16 protein-coding genes and 1 tRNA gene are annotated in these 15,465 nt (G+C 35.2%); 10 read left to right on the plus strand and 7 right to left on the minus strand.

All coding sequences use genetic code 11. The features are described 5' to 3' along the window. Positions 1–92: 92 nt before the first annotated feature. From nosZ to FGF67_RS09615, 4 genes are all read right to left on the minus strand, one after another. On the minus strand, positions 93–2,063 hold the full coding sequence (nosZ, locus tag FGF67_RS09600; protein ID WP_139697155.1) for a Sec-dependent nitrous-oxide reductase: 1,971 nt from the start codon (positions 2,061–2,063) through the stop codon (positions 93–95). A 17-nt stretch (positions 2,064–2,080) separates the two neighbouring features. After that, entirely contained in the window at positions 2,081–2,656 is a 576-nt protein-coding gene (locus FGF67_RS09605) for a fasciclin domain-containing protein (RefSeq protein WP_139697157.1), read from the minus strand. A 19-nt stretch (positions 2,657–2,675) separates the two neighbouring features. Beyond that, entirely contained in the window at positions 2,676–3,179 is a 504-nt protein-coding gene (locus tag FGF67_RS09610; protein ID WP_139697159.1) for a c-type cytochrome, read from the minus strand. Positions 3,180–3,328: 149 nt separating this feature from the next. Next, the gene (locus FGF67_RS09615) at positions 3,329–3,862 is read right to left on the minus strand and encodes an alpha-ketoglutarate decarboxylase (protein WP_233244050.1); all 534 of its coding nucleotides are present in this window, start codon (positions 3,860–3,862) and stop codon (positions 3,329–3,331) included. A gap of 154 nt (positions 3,863–4,016) precedes the next feature. On the opposite strand from FGF67_RS09615, the gene FGF67_RS09620 reads away from it, so the two are divergent. Then, positions 4,017–6,755 (plus strand): 2-oxoglutarate dehydrogenase E1 component, encoded by a 2,739-nt coding sequence (locus FGF67_RS09620; RefSeq protein ID WP_139697161.1) that lies wholly within the window; start codon positions 4,017–4,019, stop codon positions 6,753–6,755. A gap of 36 nt (positions 6,756–6,791) precedes the next feature. Next, positions 6,792–8,003, plus strand: a complete 1,212-nt coding sequence (gene odhB, locus FGF67_RS09625; protein WP_139697163.1) for a 2-oxoglutarate dehydrogenase complex dihydrolipoyllysine-residue succinyltransferase — start codon at positions 6,792–6,794, stop codon at positions 8,001–8,003. A gap of 495 nt (positions 8,004–8,498) precedes the next feature. Here odhB and FGF67_RS09630 read toward each other — a convergent pair whose 3' ends face one another. After that, positions 8,499–9,131: a response regulator gene (locus FGF67_RS09630; protein WP_139697165.1), complete on the minus strand. Its 633-nt coding sequence runs from the start codon at positions 9,129–9,131 to the stop codon at positions 8,499–8,501. Between the two features lie 30 nt (positions 9,132–9,161). Next, on the minus strand, positions 9,162–9,602 hold the full coding sequence (locus FGF67_RS09640) for a retropepsin-like aspartic protease family protein (RefSeq protein ID WP_139697167.1): 441 nt from the start codon (positions 9,600–9,602) through the stop codon (positions 9,162–9,164). Between the two features lie 81 nt (positions 9,603–9,683). On the opposite strand from FGF67_RS09640, the gene FGF67_RS09645 reads away from it, so the two are divergent. Further along, the gene (locus FGF67_RS09645; RefSeq protein ID WP_139697168.1) at positions 9,684–10,451 is read left to right on the plus strand and encodes a TatD family hydrolase; all 768 of its coding nucleotides are present in this window, start codon (positions 9,684–9,686) and stop codon (positions 10,449–10,451) included. A 3-nt stretch (positions 10,452–10,454) separates the two neighbouring features. Beyond that, positions 10,455–11,489 carry an asparaginase gene (locus tag FGF67_RS09650; RefSeq protein WP_139697170.1) on the plus strand — a complete coding sequence of 345 codons (1,035 nt, stop codon included), beginning with the start codon at positions 10,455–10,457 and terminating at the stop codon, positions 11,487–11,489. A 78-nt stretch (positions 11,490–11,567) separates the two neighbouring features. Here the strand turns inward: FGF67_RS09650 and FGF67_RS17255 are convergent, their stop codons facing one another. Beyond that, positions 11,568–11,717: a hypothetical protein gene (locus tag FGF67_RS17255; protein ID WP_158293208.1), complete on the minus strand. Its 150-nt coding sequence runs from the start codon at positions 11,715–11,717 to the stop codon at positions 11,568–11,570. Positions 11,718–12,106: 389 nt separating this feature from the next. Here FGF67_RS17255 and FGF67_RS09655 point away from each other — a divergent pair. From FGF67_RS09655 to FGF67_RS09680, 6 genes are all read left to right on the plus strand, one after another. After that, positions 12,107–12,194 (plus strand) — tRNA-Ser (locus FGF67_RS09655). Positions 12,195–12,270: 76 nt separating this feature from the next. Then, positions 12,271–13,041, plus strand: a complete 771-nt coding sequence (locus FGF67_RS09660; protein WP_139697172.1) for a MotA/TolQ/ExbB proton channel family protein — start codon at positions 12,271–12,273, stop codon at positions 13,039–13,041. 22 nt (positions 13,042–13,063) lie between these two features. Beyond that, complete coding sequence (locus tag FGF67_RS09665; RefSeq protein WP_139697174.1) at positions 13,064–13,495, plus strand: hypothetical protein; 432 nt, start codon at positions 13,064–13,066, stop codon at positions 13,493–13,495. Positions 13,496–13,503: 8 nt separating this feature from the next. Beyond that, positions 13,504–14,091, plus strand: a complete 588-nt coding sequence (locus FGF67_RS09670) for an ExbD/TolR family protein (RefSeq protein WP_139697175.1) — start codon at positions 13,504–13,506, stop codon at positions 14,089–14,091. A 15-nt stretch (positions 14,092–14,106) separates the two neighbouring features. Further along, a complete protein-coding gene (locus FGF67_RS09675) occupies positions 14,107–14,583 on the plus strand; it encodes an ExbD/TolR family protein (RefSeq protein WP_139697177.1) in 477 nt (158 codons plus the stop codon). A 117-nt stretch (positions 14,584–14,700) separates the two neighbouring features. Further along, positions 14,701–15,399 (plus strand): porin family protein, encoded by a 699-nt coding sequence (locus FGF67_RS09680; protein ID WP_139697179.1) that lies wholly within the window; start codon positions 14,701–14,703, stop codon positions 15,397–15,399. Positions 15,400–15,465 lie beyond the last annotated feature (66 nt).

Here is a 15,465-nt window from a genome sequence, read left to right on the forward strand (position 1 = left end):
AGTGTTTTAAAAAAGAAAGGCGAGAGCGAAAACGAGCTCTCGCCTGAATAAGAGAATAAACACTAAAACAAAATTCTCTTATAAGCTATCAACTATTCGATATCTTCTCCTAACGACCATTTTAATGGTGTGCTAGCGTTTGCTGATGACACACGTACATAACCCTGCATTTCTTGATGTAGTGCAGAACAGAAATCGGTACAATAGAAAGGCCAAACCCCAACTTGTTTTGGTTCCCAAAGGAAGGTTTCTGTTTGTCCAGGCATGATGAGTAGTTCAGAGGTATTGGCACCTATTATACTCACGCCGTGAGGTACGTCATAATCTTGTTCTAAGTTTGTAATGTGGAAATAGACTTTGTCACCAACTTTAATACCTTCAATATTGTCTGGAGAGAAATGGGAGCGAATGGTGGTCATATAAACATGTACCACATCACCTTCACGAACTACTTTAGTGTCGGCTTCATTTTTGCAGGCATAAGGGTGTTTATTGTCTTCTAACTTAAATAGTTTTTTAGATCTCGGTTTAATTAAATCGGCAGGGCATCCAGCAGCATAATGTGGTTCCCCAACTGTTGGAAAATCTAAAAGAAGTTCCATTTTTTCACCTGAGATGTCATATAACTGAGCGGATTGTGTTACCTCTGGTCCTGTTGGTAAATAACGGTCTTTAGTAATCTTATTCATTGCTACTACGTATTTACCCCAAGGTTTTTGGGAGTTTCCTCCAGGAATCATTAAGTGCCCCACAGAGTAATAACAAGGCTGTCTATCTACAACTTCCCAGGTGCCAAGTTTCCATTTTACCACTTCCGAAGATATAAAGAAGGTAGTGTATGCATTTCCTTTACCATCAAATTCTGTGTGCAATGGACCTAACCCGGGTTGCTCAACAACACCTGCCAAAACATCTTCAAAATTTAAAATAGGAATACCATAAGCGTCACCAGCTACTTTGTTATCTTCGATGGCTTTTAGCATTTTAGTAAAAGAATGTACCGTTAAGTTGGCAGAAAGTTTACCATTACCAACAATATATTCACCTGATGGGTCTACATCGCAACCGTGAGGCGATTTAGGGGTTGGTAATAAATACACAGCGCCAGGCACATCGGAAGGGTTAACTACCAAAACTTCTTTTTTCATGGTAGATGTTGCAGTATGTGTGTCTTCATCATAAACATTATGCGCATAGTTGGCTGGCATCATTTTGCCACCACCATTGTTTACATACTCTTCAATTTTTTTCCAGTTTATAGCCGCTATAAAATCTTTGTCATTTTGAGAGGCATTAACCTCAAGAAGTGTGCTTGCTTCTTCTGAGTTATAAGTTGAGAAGAAAAACCAACCATGCGAAGCACCACGACCAGGGTGCGCTAAGTCATAATCAAATCCAGGCATAATTACTTGGAATTTGATATCCATATGACCATGCTCAGGATCTACGGAAATGAAGGATAGGGCACCTTTAAAATTACCTTTGTAATCTTTAATAGGCATGTCTTTCTGAGGAATCGGAATAGAGAAACGTGTTCCTGCAACTACGTATTCTGTATTTTCTGTAACAAATGATGAACTATGGTTGCCTGCACTATTGGGTACTTCAATAATTTCGGTTGTTTCAAAAGTAGACAAGTCAATTTTTGCAATACGAGGCGTATTATTACCATTAATGAACACCCAGCGCCCGTCAATGACCCCATTGGTTTGTGAAATGTCAGGGTGATGCGAATCATCCCATGGTACAAAACCGTGAGATGTGTTTAGCATGGGCTTGGTCTCTTCGTTATAGCCATACGCCTTTTCCGCATCCTGTGAGAATACAGGGATAACTTTAAATAAACGGCCTGATGGCAACCCGTAAACAGATAATTGACCGCTAAAACCTCCGGAAATAAATGCATAGAATTCGTCATGTTCTCCTGGAGCCACATAGACTTTTTCGGCTACGTTACCAGCAAGCGCTCCAGACTTTCCTCCAGATTTACTTGAATTGTTGCAACTGGTGAATGCTAAAAGAGCACTTAAAATAACCATTGCAGATTTGAATATATTTTTCATTGTATTTATAAATTAGTTTAATTAGATGCTTTCGATGGTGGTAAAAGTACTTTATCAATAACATGAACAATGCCGTTTCCAGCTTTAACGCTGGCAATAATATTAGCCCCGCCAATAACAGGTTTACCATCAACAACTTCTACTTGTACGTACTGATTGTTGGCCTGCCCTAATTTTTTAAGTTTAGTAAGAATAGAGGTGCTTAAATTTCCAGGAGTTACATGGTATTTTAGGATGTTAGCTAAGGTTTCTTTATTCTCTGGTTTTACAAGGTTTTCAACAGTGCCTTCAGGTAAGGCGGCAAATGCGGCATCTGTTGGAGCAAAAACAGTAAGAGGTCCTACGTTGACTAAGGCGTTTTCTACTTGTGCAGCCTGGACTGCGGCAACTAAAGTTTTATGGTCGGGTGAGTTAATAGCTATTTGTAAGCAGTTTGGAGTAGCCTCGTCATCTTGAATAAAAGCTTGCCCTGTTTTTTGTTTAGGTGCATTGGCTTCAGTTGTAGTGGTTTGCACCTCCTTGGTTTCATTTTTACAGGAGTAGCATACAACTGCAAAGACAAAAAGAAGGACTAATGGTTTAAAGGTTTTCATATTTAGTGGTGTTAGTTGATTATTTTAGCGTTCTAAAATATTCTAAAATCGCTCTAGCATCTTCTTCCGATAAATTTTGATTAGCCATTGGAGAACCGTTAAATTCTATTAATAAAGCTTTAGCAAGCGGGTCTTTCTGAACCATTTCATCAGGATTTAAAATCATGTTCATAACCCATTCAGGGCTTCTGCGATCTAAAATGTTTTTGGGTGCAGGACCAATGAATTTTTTATCAGGTCTGTGACAAGCCGTACACATATTTTTAAAAACATCGGCACCGTGATTGGCCATGTCTTGGTTGACTTCGGCATCAAGTGTAATGGATGTTATGGGGCCTATCCCTTTATTGTTAAGGTCAACAGTTTTTGAGGCAGGAAGTGTCTCTGCTTTTGTTGTATTGGTTGTTTCAGTAACAGTTTTCTTCTCATAAGAGAACCCTGCTTTCTTTTTTTCTTCTTTGCCGCCGCAGCTAATCAGAAGAGCAATTAATAAAGTAGATAGGATATTACGTGTAGTTTTCATAAAAAAGTATTTAATCAAACAAATTTAGGATTCCTATACGTGAAAAAACATGATAAAAATCATATTTAAGACAAAATTGTCTTAATTAAGAGTCTTGTAAATTATCATGCTTTTATGCCTAAATAATAGTTTATGTTTTGAGCTAAGTGCTAAAAGTAAAAGCGAATAAAAGGCGCCCATGGTTCGCTGTAAATACTTTTGTTATCATTATACAAAACATCATACCTAATGCCAAAAGCTACAGGGCCATTGCGATAGCCTGCTCCTAGATATAACGCAGGAATCCAATAGTTTTTATTTCTAAAATTTAAGTAAGGTTCAAACTTTCTATTCACATTAAGTTCTTCAAATTCAGCTGAAAGTTGAATTTGAGGAATAATATTGTAAAGTCCAATTAAACTACCTCCTAATATAGTAGAATGATAAATGTTTTTTTCACTGTTATAAGTGAAATTGAGTCCGAGACCTAAAGCAAATCGTTGATCAAATTGATAGATGGCACTTGGCGCTAATGTACCACTAAAAAAACCGCTTCCAAAATTTAAACCTATACCACCTCCGTAACGTACATGACTCCAAAAATTGTTCTTGTATTCTTGAGCATTTAGGTTTTGAAAGCCGATAAAACTAAAGAAAGTAATGGTAATAATTATTTTATTAATTGAAAAAAAATGTTTGATCATGATGCGATATTGATAAAATATTAACAGCTTTAATGTTAAATTCGTTAAATGCTTATTTCCAAGTATAAATATACTTAAAGAATAATCTAATTTTACCAAAAGTTGTATTTTTGGGGGATATTTTTGATTAACCTACAGGGGATTATAACACACAATGGATAAATTTTCATTTTTAAATGCAGCGCATACAGCGTTTTTTGCTGATTTATACGATCAATATTTACAGAATCCAGATGCGGTAGAACCAAGTTGGAGAGCTTTTTTTCAAGGCTATGATTTTGGTAGTGAAAACTATGGATTGGATGGCGAGATTATTGAAGGTGTTTCTACTCAAATACCAGAGCATGTTCAAAAAGAATTTAATGTTGTTAGGTTGATTGATGGCTATAGAATGCGTGGGCATTTGTTCACAAAAACAAACCCCGTAAGAGAAAGACGTTCCTATACGCCAACTTTAGATATTGCTAATTTTGGGCTTTCAGATAGTGATCTGGATACGATTTTTAATGCAGGTGAAGTGTTAGGTGTTGGAGCTAAATCGTTACGCGATATCATTAGCCATCTAGAGCGCATTTATTGTAGTTCCATTGGGGTTGAATATATGTATTTGAGAAACCCAGAAGTTATTTCATGGTGGCAAACGCAACTAAATGAAAATGACAACCAACCTAATTATTCTTCGGAAACTAAAAAATATATTCTTTCAAAACTCAATCAAGCAGTTACTTTTGAAAACTTTTTGCAAACAAAATATGTTGGTCAAAAACGATTTTCATTAGAAGGAGGAGAGTCCTTAATTCCTGCTATTAGTAATGTGTTGTTTTATGCCGTTGAGAAATATGGGGTAAAAGAATGTGTGTTAGGAATGGCACATAGAGGACGTTTAAGTACACTTGTAAATATTTTTAGAAAACCCATGAAAGAACTCTTTAGTGAGTTTGATGGTAAAGATTTTGAAGATGAAAATATTGATGGTGATGTAAAATACCATTTAGGGTTAACGCTTGATAAAACCTATCAGAACGGCAAGAATATCAAGATGAATTTGGTGCCAAACCCATCACATCTTGAAACAGTAGCCCCTGTGGCTGAAGGTATAACCCGGGCTAAGATTGATAGTGATTATGCTGGTGATGATTCTAAAATCATTCCTATTGTAGTACATGGTGATTCAGCCATTGCAGGACAGGGTGTAGCCTATGAGGTGGCTCAAATGAGTCAATTAAATGGATATAAAACAGGAGGAACTATACACATTGTAGTAAACAATCAAATTGGATTTACTACAAATTATTTAGATGCACGTTCAAGTACTTATTGTACAGATGTGGCCAAAGTGACATTATCTCCAGTATTACATGTAAATTCGGATGATGCCGAAGCGGTAGTTCATGCCGTTGAGCTGGCTTTAGAGTACAGAATGCGTTACAAAAAAGATGTTTATATTGATTTGTTGGGCTATAGAAAATATGGGCATAATGAAGGTGATGAGCCTAGATTTACTCAGCCAAAACTTTACAAATACATCTCAAAGCATAAAAATCCGTTCAAGATTTATTCAGATAAGCTTATTGCGGAAGGTACCATAGATAAAGGCTATTCAAATCAAATAGTAACAGAGTTTAAGGAGACGCTTGAAACAGCCTACACAGAGTCAAAAGAGGAAGAATCTTCAAAGGTTAGAGAGTTTATGGAAGACCGTTGGAAAGGTTTTGAGCGTAAAGGTATTGAGGCCATGTTATATTCTGAAGATACTTCCTATCCTAAGGATAAACTTGAGCATATTTCAAAAATAGTATCTACGGTTCCTGATGGTGTTAAGTTTTTACGCAAAGCAGAACGAATTTTAGCAGGACGTGCCAAAATGGTTTTTGAAACCGATACCTTAGATTGGGGTATGGCAGAAACCTTAGCCTATGGTAGTTTACTGGAAGAAGGTTTTAATGTTAGAATATCAGGTCAAGATGTTGAACGAGGCACTTTTAGTCACAGACATGCCATTCTTCGTGATGAGATTTCTGAAGAGCGTATAAACCTATTGAATACCAATCCTGAGAATACCGGGCATATGGATATTTATAACTCCTTTTTATCGGAGTACGGCGTATTAGGTTTTGATTATGGCTATGCTATGGCAAATCCAAATACACTAACCATTTGGGAAGCTCAGTTTGGTGATTTTAGTAACGGCGCTCAAATTATTTTTGATCAATACTTATCGGCAGCTGAAGATAAATGGAAATCACAAAATGGTATAGTGGTATTATTACCACATGGTTATGAAGGGCAGGGGTCAGAACATTCATCAGCTCGAATGGAACGTTATCTTCAGTTATGTGGAAATGATAATATGATTGTTGCCGATTGTACCACACCAGCAAACTTTTTTCATCTGTTGCGTAGACAAATGAAACGTAATTACAGAAAACCACTTATCGTATTTACCCCAAAAAGCTTGTTGCGTCATCCAAAAGCGGTGTCTTCAATGAGTGAACTAGCGTCAGGTACTTTTCAAGAGATTATTGAAGATTCCATTGCGCCAGAACATGTTAAAAAGTTGGTGTTCTGTACGGGTAAATTCTATTATGAATTGCTTGAAGAACGCGAAGCTTCAAACAGAAATGATGTGGCTTTAATAAGAATTGAGCAACTATTCCCTTTACATGAAACGAAGTTGCAAGCAGTTATTGATAAGTATGCAAATGCTGAAAAATATATTTGGGCTCAAGAGGAACCAAGAAATATGGGGGCTTGGAGTTACATGTTGCAACGTATGAATTTAGTAAAGCTTGAAGTGTGCTCAAGAGATTACAATTCTGTTCCAGCACCAGGGTCAAGTACTAGAGATAAAAGAAGACAAAGACGTGTTATTGAGAACGTTTTTGAATACTAATAAATCAAATTAAATACACTTATAAAATTATAACGAATGATTTTAGAAATGAAAGTCCCTTCTCCGGGAGAATCAATAACAGAAGTTGAAATAGCAACATGGTTGGTTGAAGATGGTGATTATGTTGAAAAAGATCAGGCCATTGCTGAAGTTGATAGTGATAAGGCAACATTAGAATTACCAGCAGAAGTTAGTGGAACCATTACACTTAAGGCTGAAGAAGGTGATGCGGTTGCCGTTGGTGCGGTAGTGTGTTTAATTGATACCAGTGCTGCAAAACCTGAAGGAGGAGACGCTCCTAAGAAAGAAAAAAAGGAAGAAATGCCTAAAGTTGAAGCAGCAAAAGCGTCAACTTCAGAAGAAAAAACATATGCAACAGGAAGTGCCAGTCCAGCTGCTAAAAAGATTTTAGCTGAAAAAGGTATGGAGGCTAGTGCTGTAAAAGGCACAGGCAAAGATGGCAGAGTCACTAAGGAAGATGCGGTTAAGGCGGTGCCTTCTATGGGGACACCAACAGGAGGAAGTCGAGGTACTTCTAGGAGTAAAATGTCAATGTTAAGACGTAAAGTAGCAGAGCGTTTAGTAGAAGCTAAGAATACTACGGCGATGTTAACTACTTTTAACGAGGTGGATATGTCACCTATTTTTGCTTTACGTTCAGAGTATAAAGAAACGTTTAAAGATAAACATGGTGTAGGTTTAGGATTTATGAGTTTCTTTACATTGGCGGTGGTAAGAGCATTAAAAATGTATCCTGCTGTTAATTCTATGATTGACGGAAAAGAAATGCTTTCTTATGATTTTTGTGATATAAGTATTGCAGTTTCTGGACCAAAAGGACTTATGGTTCCTGTAATTAGAAATGCTGAAAACCTAAGTTTTAGAGGTGTAGAATCTGAAGTAAAGCGTTTGGCGTTACGTGCGCGTGACGGACAAATTACGGTTGATGAAATGACAGGAGGTACGTTTACTATTACCAATGGAGGTGTTTTTGGTAGTATGTTGTCTACTCCTATTATTAATCCGCCTCAAAGTGGTATTTTAGGCATGCATAATATTGTAGAGCGCCCCGTTGCGGTTGATGGTAAGGTTGAAATACGCCCTATTATGTATGTGGCCCTTTCTTATGATCATAGAATTATTGATGGAAAAGAGAGTGTAGGTTTCTTAGTGGCGGTTAAAGAAGCGCTTGAGAATCCTGTGGAAATTCTTATGAATAATGATATTAAAAAAGCTTTAGAATTATAAGCTTTTAAAAAATGTTATATGTAAAAAAGGGGGTGTTATGAAAATAACACCCCCTTTTTTTCGGATTCGGGAATTCTTGATTTTTTAACTAATAGATAATCATAAAAATATTTACAAACACAATAGCTACAACTAAGAATACTAACCCAACGATGCAGCACTTTGTAAGGATATGGTCTGTTTTCATGGTTGAATGATTTCGCATGTTGCTTTGCAATAGTTTTGAAGGTTAAATACTCTGCACCTTTACGATGCAGAGTAGATATAAATTCTCTCTCAAAAGAATTTAATTAATAGCATCTCAAAGATAAAGAAGACTAAGCAGAAATAAAATACGCATTACTACGTATTTTTATGATTTCTAAGCTTTTAAAAGCAAGAAAGCCCTAGATTATCATAATCTAGAGCCTTCTATAATTCTCCCTAAGAACTAATTAATAGCTCTGTAAAATTAATGCGTTATTCTGATATATAAAATACGCACTAGTACGTATTTTAAAGGAAGTTTTTGTTTGTATTTGCCCAAATAAGTAACGATGTAGGTTTATTGTCTAGCCCTAATTTATGAACCATATTGCTCCGGTGTTTTTCTACAGTTCGTATTGAGATTGATAGCTCGTTAGCAATTTCTTGGCTGGTTTTATTATGGGAAATTAATTGGGCAATCTTTAATTCGCTTTTAGTGAGTAGATTGAGGTCTTCGGGTGTTTTTATTGTATCACTTGAGTTTAGATATGAAGCAATTTCTTCACTAAAATAAGGTTTGCCTTCAACAACATGTGTTATACAGGTTTCAATTTCTTCAATAGCAAACTCTTTTAGTATATAACCATAGACATTAAAGGCTTTTGCTTTATCATATAAATCTTCTTCCTTGTCAAACGTGATGAGTATAATTTTAGTAGGTAAGTCGTGCTTCATGCAAGCTTCTGCTATTTCTAGTCCGGTTTTATAAGGCATTCGTATATCAAGGATGGCAATATCTGGTTTGAGCTTTACAATAAGATTGTATGCCTTTTTTCCGTCTTCTGCACTGCCCACCACATTAAAGCCTCTAGAAGTTAAAAAATCTGTTAATCCCCGCAACAATAAGGGGTGGTCATCTGCAATCACTAGAGATGTAATCATAGGAGGTAAAAACGCTATTAATTAACCTAATTATAACTTTAAATATAAGTATTTCTTCTGATAATCAATGATGGCTTTGGCTTTTTTCAAGATATCGGCTCCAATAATACCATCAACGGGTTTGGAGTTATGGTTAATAAGAGCAGTGTTTACATGTGTAAGATTAAAGAGGACAAGAAGAATTTTGTTGTTGCTCCATTTGCCAATTTTAATTTTATTTTTTTTAGCCATTTTGGTGTCCATATTTATGGCGCCAGCGCCAGCTGCTTTAATAATAGAATCTTCAGCCTTTAGCTTAAATCGTTCTATACCTTCAAACCCTACACAAGAACTCGAAGCACCAGTATCTAATATAAACAAACCTCGTTTGCCATTTATGCTAGCTTTAATTTCAAAGTGGTTTGTTTTGGTTAAATGTAATTTTACTTTAGCATAACCTTTTTCCAGAAGAAATTCTTGAAGCGTTTCCATCTTATTTATTTTAAACAAATATAATCATGTAAAAACGATTATTTTTACAAAAAAATTAAGTTTAATTAAAGCAGGATATACTTGATTATTACTGATACACATACCCATTTATATAGCGAAGCATTTGAAGAGGATAGACAAGAAATGATTGAACGGGCGATTGATGCTGGAGTTTCCAGATTTTTTATACCAGCTATTGATGCAACCTACACAGATGCCATGTTACAATTAGAAAAAGATTTTCCAAATCATATTTTTTTAATGATGGGCTTGCATCCTACACACGTAAACGAAAATTATAGAGAGGAGCTAGAACATGTGGCTTCTATGTTGTCTCAAAGAAAGTTCTATGCGTTGGGTGAAATTGGGATTGATTTATATTGGGACGCCTCTACTTTAGAGATTCAAAAAAAAGCGTTTAAATACCAAATACAACTGGCAAAAAAGTATAAACTACCTATTGTAATTCATTGTAGGGAAGCGTTTGATGCGATTTTTGAGGTTTTAGAAGAAGAAAAAGATGCTAGTTTATTTGGCATTTTTCATTGCTTTACAGGGACTTTAGAGCAAGCACACCAAGCCCTATCTTATAATATGAAATTAGGTATTGGTGGGGTCGCCACGTTTAAGAACGGGAAAATTGATCGGTTTTTAAGTCAGATAGACTTAAAACATGTCGTTTTAGAAACCGATGCACCTTATTTATCACCAGTACCATTTAGAGGAAAAAGAAACGAGAGTGCTTATATTATAAAGGTGTTAGAAAAGCTTTCTGAAATTTATAGTAAGCCTGTTGAAGAAATTGCACGTATCACCACTCAAAATTCAAAAGAGGTATTTAAAATCTAGCCTATGCGTAAAGTCAAACCTAATATATTACTCCTTTATACTGGTGGAACCATTGGTATGATTAAAGATTTTCAGTCTGGAGCTTTAAAAACATTTGATTTTAAAACATTACTGGATAAAATTCCAGAGTTACAATTACTAGATTGCAAGATTGATACGGTTTCTTTTGAAGAGCCTATAGATTCTAGTAATATGAACCCAGAATTATGGGTTAAAATAGCGGAAATAATTGAAACACATTATTTAGAGTTTGATGGTTTTGTTGTGCTTCATGGTAGTGATACTATGAGTTATACGGCCTCTGCTTTAAGTTTTATGTTAGAGGATCTAACAAAGCCAGTCATTTTTACTGGGTCTCAGCTGCCTATTGGCGACTTAAGAACCGATGCTAAAGAAAATTTAATTACCTCCATTCAAGTAGCCTCATTACAGGAAAATGGCGAATCGGTAATCAAAGAAGTTTGTTTGTATTTTGAATATAAGCTGTACAGAGCCAATAGAACCACGAAATTAAACGCTGAAAATTTTCAAGCCTTTGCCTCATTCAATTATCCTGAGTTAGCAGAGTCGGGCGTGCATTTAAAAATCAATCGTGAATATATCTGTAAATTAAATCACAAAAACACACTCAAGGTAAACAAACGTTTAAACAATAATATTGCTATTGTTAAATTATTTCCAGGGATAACAGAGGTTTTTTTAAAAAATGTGCTAGCAACACCTAATTTAAAGGCGGTAATTCTTGAAACTTATGGCGCAGGAAATTGCCCTAATGAAGATTGGTTTTTAAATACCTTAAAGGAATATATTAAGGCAGGGATATACCTTATTAATATCACACAATGTTTAGGAGGAAGTGTTATGATGGGACATTATGAAACAAGTGAGGCGTTAGAGCGTATTGGCGTCATTTCAGGGAAAGATATGACTACTGAAGCTGCCGTAGCTAAATTAATGTACATGCTTGGGCAGAACATGTCTGATTCTGAATTTAAGACGATTTATGAGACGTCCTTACGTGGTGAATTGGGTGCTTAGTTAAAAGTATTTTAATTCTATCAGTACCATTTGGCTTAAACACCAAAAGAAGCACCTAAGGATTTGGGTGTCTAAATTCTAAATAATCTTGTTTTTCCATACGGCCCCTATGCTTCCCATATTGTTCAAGTTAAGTCTTCTTTCAATAGTTCTTCCTCCTGCAAAGGACCAATTTGCACCTACACAGCCATAAGAACCTCCAGAGATATTTTTTGCTTGTGACTTCATCGTATGCTATTTGTGATGAAGCAGAGGTATGTTTAAATAAAATAATGATTAGTGTTTAAAAGCTTTACTCTTAGTGAATTCTTTCTAGTGAGGGGTGACTTAGTGTAAGACGAAGGTTGGATTAACGTATGAAAGCATCAAAGCGTGTTAAAAAGCAACTTAAAAGTAAACAAAATGCCTGGGATGTTGCTGTCAATCTCCTTTTTTTAAGTTCACCAATAAAACTAATTTTAAAATCATAGTAAAGTTTTATGTTATATAACCTGTTTAAAACCACCATTAAAGCCATATTTGGCGCTATATTGATGTAAAATTAACTCTTAAAATTTGAAGGTTAGCAGTTTTTTTTGTTATTTCAGCCCCCAGTAATTTAATGTAAACAAAAATACAGAGAGGTGGCCGAGTGGTCGAAGGCGCACGCCTGGAAAGTGTGTATACCTCAAAAGGGTATCGAGGGTTCGAATCCCTTCCTCTCTGCTGTTATTTTTTGTTATTTAATTGCTTTTTTTTTATATCTTTAACGCTTTAACTAATAAAATTAAGATCGAGAACAATGAAAAGATTATTTTCTATCCTAGCCATTACAGGAATGATGGTATTTGGAACTGCTAATGCAACTACAATTGCAAACACAACTACAGCTGTAACAACCGTAACCGTAGCGCAAGAGGACGATGCTGCGCCAGCGCAAGAGCTTGGATTTCACCAAGAATTAAAAAAGAGGTTTATAGAAGGAGGACCTGGGTTTATGGGGATTGTATTGTTATGTTTAATTTTAGGATTGGCAATTGCTATTGAAAGAATTATCTTTTTGAATCTTTCTACTACAAATACAAAAAAATTAACGCAAGATGTTGAAGATGCTTTAGCATCAGGTGGAGTAGAAGCTGCAAAAGAAGTTTGTAGAAATACAAAAGGACCTATCGCATCTATCTACTACCAAGGGTTAGATAGAACTGATGAAGGTCTTGATGCTGCTGAAAAAGCGGTTGTAGCTTATGGAGGTGTACAAATGGGACAATTAGAAAAGAATGTATCTTGGATATCTTTATTTATTGCCTTAGCACCAATGCTTGGTTTCATGGGTACGGTAATTGGTATGATTCAAGCATTTGATAAAATTGAAGCGGCTGGTGATATGCAACCATCACTTGTTGCAGGAGGTATTAAAGTAGCTCTTTTAACAACGGTATTTGGTTTAGTAGTAGCTATTATCCTTCAAATTTTTTACAATTATATTATTGCTAAAATTGATAGCATTGTTAACAGTATGGAAGATGCTTCTATTACGTTAATGGATCTATTAATTAGAAACAAGAAGTAATAATTAAAATTTAAAAGATATTATGGGTTTACATAAAATATTAAAAATAGTAGCGTTCGCACTTGCTATTATTGGTGCCATTTTTGCACTAATGATTATGGCAGGTGATGAGTCGACTGCTAACGATATGAGCGGAAATATGCTCTACATTGCCTATGTTGTACTGGGTATTGTATTATTACTAGTAGTCTTGTTTGTAATTAAAGGATTATTTGCAGGTAATATTAAAAAGACCTTAGTCACTGTTGGAGCCTTTTTAGCCGTTGTTGTAGTGTCTTATGCTATGTCTTCAGGAACCGATTTAGATTTAACACCATTTACTCAAAAAGGAGTAGATATTACTGAGTCTACTTCAAAGTACGTGGGAGCTGGTTTATATACATTTTATGTTCTTGCTTTTTTAGCAATTGCCTCTATGTTATACGGCGGAGCAAAGAAATTATTTAATAAATAACAAAAACTATGGCGAAAAGAGCAGCACCAGAAGTAAACGCAGGCTCCATGGCCGACATTGCTTTCCTTTTATTAATTTTCTTCTTAGTAACAACTACTATTGAGACAGATTCTGGTATTAACAGAAAACTTCCCCCAATGGAAGAGTCTGATCAAGATGTTATCATTAAGCAAAAAAATATTTTTACTGTATTATTAAATGGTAAAGATCAATTGCTCGTTGAGGACGAATTAATGGAATTGAAGGATCTAAGAAAAGCAGCAATTGAATTCTTAGACAATGGAGGAGATGGTTCATGTGACTATTGTAAAGGGCCTAAAGACCCTAGTTCTTCTGATAATCCAGATAAAGCAATCATTTCCTTAAAGAATGAACGTGAAACAACATACAAAACATATATAGCAGTACAAAATGAGCTTGTGGCCGCATATAATCATTTAAGAGATGCCAGGGCGGAACAGTTATATGGTATGTCATTCACTGAAATGGAAGCTAACTATAAAGATGTTAATTGGCCTGGGAATAAAGATAAATTGAAGAAGCAGATAGATCAAATTAAAGTTGATTATCCTCAAAAGCTTTCAGAAGTACAATAATTTAATATTTAGAACATGGCTAAATTTAATAAGAAAAAGAAAGGTGATTTGCCTGCAATATCTACGGCTTCCTTACCGGATATTGTATTTATGTTGTTATTCTTCTTTATGGTAGCTACTGTAATGAGACAAAACACCTTAAAAATTGAAAATAACTTACCATTCGCTGATCAAGTTGAAAAACTTGATAAGAAAGATTTGGTAATGTATATCTACGCAGGTAAGCCTAGTGCAAACTATAAGCAGTTTGGTACTGAAGCCAGAATTCAGCTTAATGATGATTTTGCAAGTGTCAGTGAAATTGCAGCATTTATAGCAGCTGAAAGGGCTTCAAAAAGAGAGGAGTTAGTACCTTTCTTAACCACTGCTCTAAAGGTTGATAAAGATGCTAATATGGGCTTAATTGGAGATATAAAACAAGAGCTACGTAAAGTAAACGCTCTAAAAATAAATTACACTACAAAAAAAGGTAGTGTTTTTGGAAGAGATTAGTTTTTACTCTTAATTTTATAAGAAAAAGGTGTTTTGTTATCAAAACACCTTTTTTGTTTGTATATATGTATACGCTAATACTATCTTAGTATTTCATATTGAAATTTTATATTGGAAATGAAATATTGTTTTTCGGTTTTCTTTGTCGTCTTTATTTCGCTAACTATTTTTGCGCAAGAGAAGCTGCCTAAGTCTGGTGTTGTCGATTCACTATACAAAGAGGATCATTTTTACGCAACAATGACTTATAATTTGCTTACCAATACCCCTGTTGGACTGCGGCAACGTGGCTTTTCTCTTGGTTTTAACCTCGGTTATCTAAAGGATATGCCTGTTAATAAAGCCAGAAATAAGGCTATAGCCATAGGTTTGGGCTATTCAACAAATTCGTATAATCATAACATTCTTATTTCAAAGGATGCTAACGGTGTTTTCTTGTATAATATTATTCCAGAAGGAAGTAGCTTTTCAAAAAATAAAATATCTACGCATTTAATTGAAGTCCCTTTTGAATTCAGATGGCGAACATCTACCCCGACTGATTTTGAATTTTGGCGAATTTATGCTGGATTTAAGGTGGGATATTTGTTAACGCATACTACAAAGTATATAGGTGACTTAGGAAGCTTTAAATACAGTAATAACCCACATTTTGATAATTTTCAATACGGACTTATGGTAAGTGCAGGATATAATACGTGGAATATTCATGTGTATTATGCGCTTAATCCTATATTTTCTGAGCAGGCTAAAATAGATGGAGCACGTATTGAAATGAGTACGCTAAAAATTGGTTTGATGTTTTATATCCTTTAAACCTTTATTTTACGAAAATACCCGTTATAACTAATTTTTGTTTGGGTATATTTCTTTGCATAATAT

It is taken from the genome of Allotamlana fucoidanivorans, assembly GCF_006265225.1.
In the GTDB taxonomy this organism is placed as follows: Bacteria; Bacteroidota; Bacteroidia; order Flavobacteriales; family Flavobacteriaceae; genus Allotamlana; species Allotamlana fucoidanivorans.

Bases quoted from the DNA above. Each gene is read 5' to 3' on its own strand.
- nosZ (WP_139697155.1), bottom strand. From the start codon at position 2,063: ATGAAAAATATATTCAAATCTGCAATGGTTATTTTAAGTGCTCTTTTA.
- FGF67_RS09605 (WP_139697157.1), bottom strand. From the start codon at position 2,656: ATGAAAACCTTTAAACCATTAGTCCTTCTTTTTGTCTTTGCAGTTGTA.
- FGF67_RS09610 (WP_139697159.1), bottom strand. From the start codon at position 3,179: ATGAAAACTACACGTAATATCCTATCTACTTTATTAATTGCTCTTCTG.
- FGF67_RS09615 (WP_233244050.1), bottom strand. From the start codon at position 3,862: ATGATCAAACATTTTTTTTCAATTAATAAAATAATTATTACCATTACT.
- FGF67_RS09620 (WP_139697161.1), top strand. From the start codon at position 4,017: ATGGATAAATTTTCATTTTTAAATGCAGCGCATACAGCGTTTTTTGCT.
- odhB (WP_139697163.1), top strand. From the start codon at position 6,792: ATGATTTTAGAAATGAAAGTCCCTTCTCCGGGAGAATCAATAACAGAA.
- FGF67_RS09630 (WP_139697165.1), bottom strand. From the start codon at position 9,131: ATGATTACATCTCTAGTGATTGCAGATGACCACCCCTTATTGTTGCGG.
- FGF67_RS09640 (WP_139697167.1), bottom strand. From the start codon at position 9,602: ATGGAAACGCTTCAAGAATTTCTTCTGGAAAAAGGTTATGCTAAAGTA.
- FGF67_RS09650 (WP_139697170.1), top strand. From the start codon at position 10,455: ATGCGTAAAGTCAAACCTAATATATTACTCCTTTATACTGGTGGAACC.
- FGF67_RS17255 (WP_158293208.1), bottom strand. From the start codon at position 11,717: ATGAAGTCACAAGCAAAAAATATCTCTGGAGGTTCTTATGGCTGTGTA.
- FGF67_RS09660 (WP_139697172.1), top strand. From the start codon at position 12,271: ATGAAAAGATTATTTTCTATCCTAGCCATTACAGGAATGATGGTATTT.
- FGF67_RS09665 (WP_139697174.1), top strand. From the start codon at position 13,064: ATGGGTTTACATAAAATATTAAAAATAGTAGCGTTCGCACTTGCTATT.
- FGF67_RS09670 (WP_139697175.1), top strand. From the start codon at position 13,504: ATGGCGAAAAGAGCAGCACCAGAAGTAAACGCAGGCTCCATGGCCGAC.
- FGF67_RS09675 (WP_139697177.1), top strand. From the start codon at position 14,107: ATGGCTAAATTTAATAAGAAAAAGAAAGGTGATTTGCCTGCAATATCT.
- FGF67_RS09680 (WP_139697179.1), top strand. From the start codon at position 14,701: ATGAAATATTGTTTTTCGGTTTTCTTTGTCGTCTTTATTTCGCTAACT.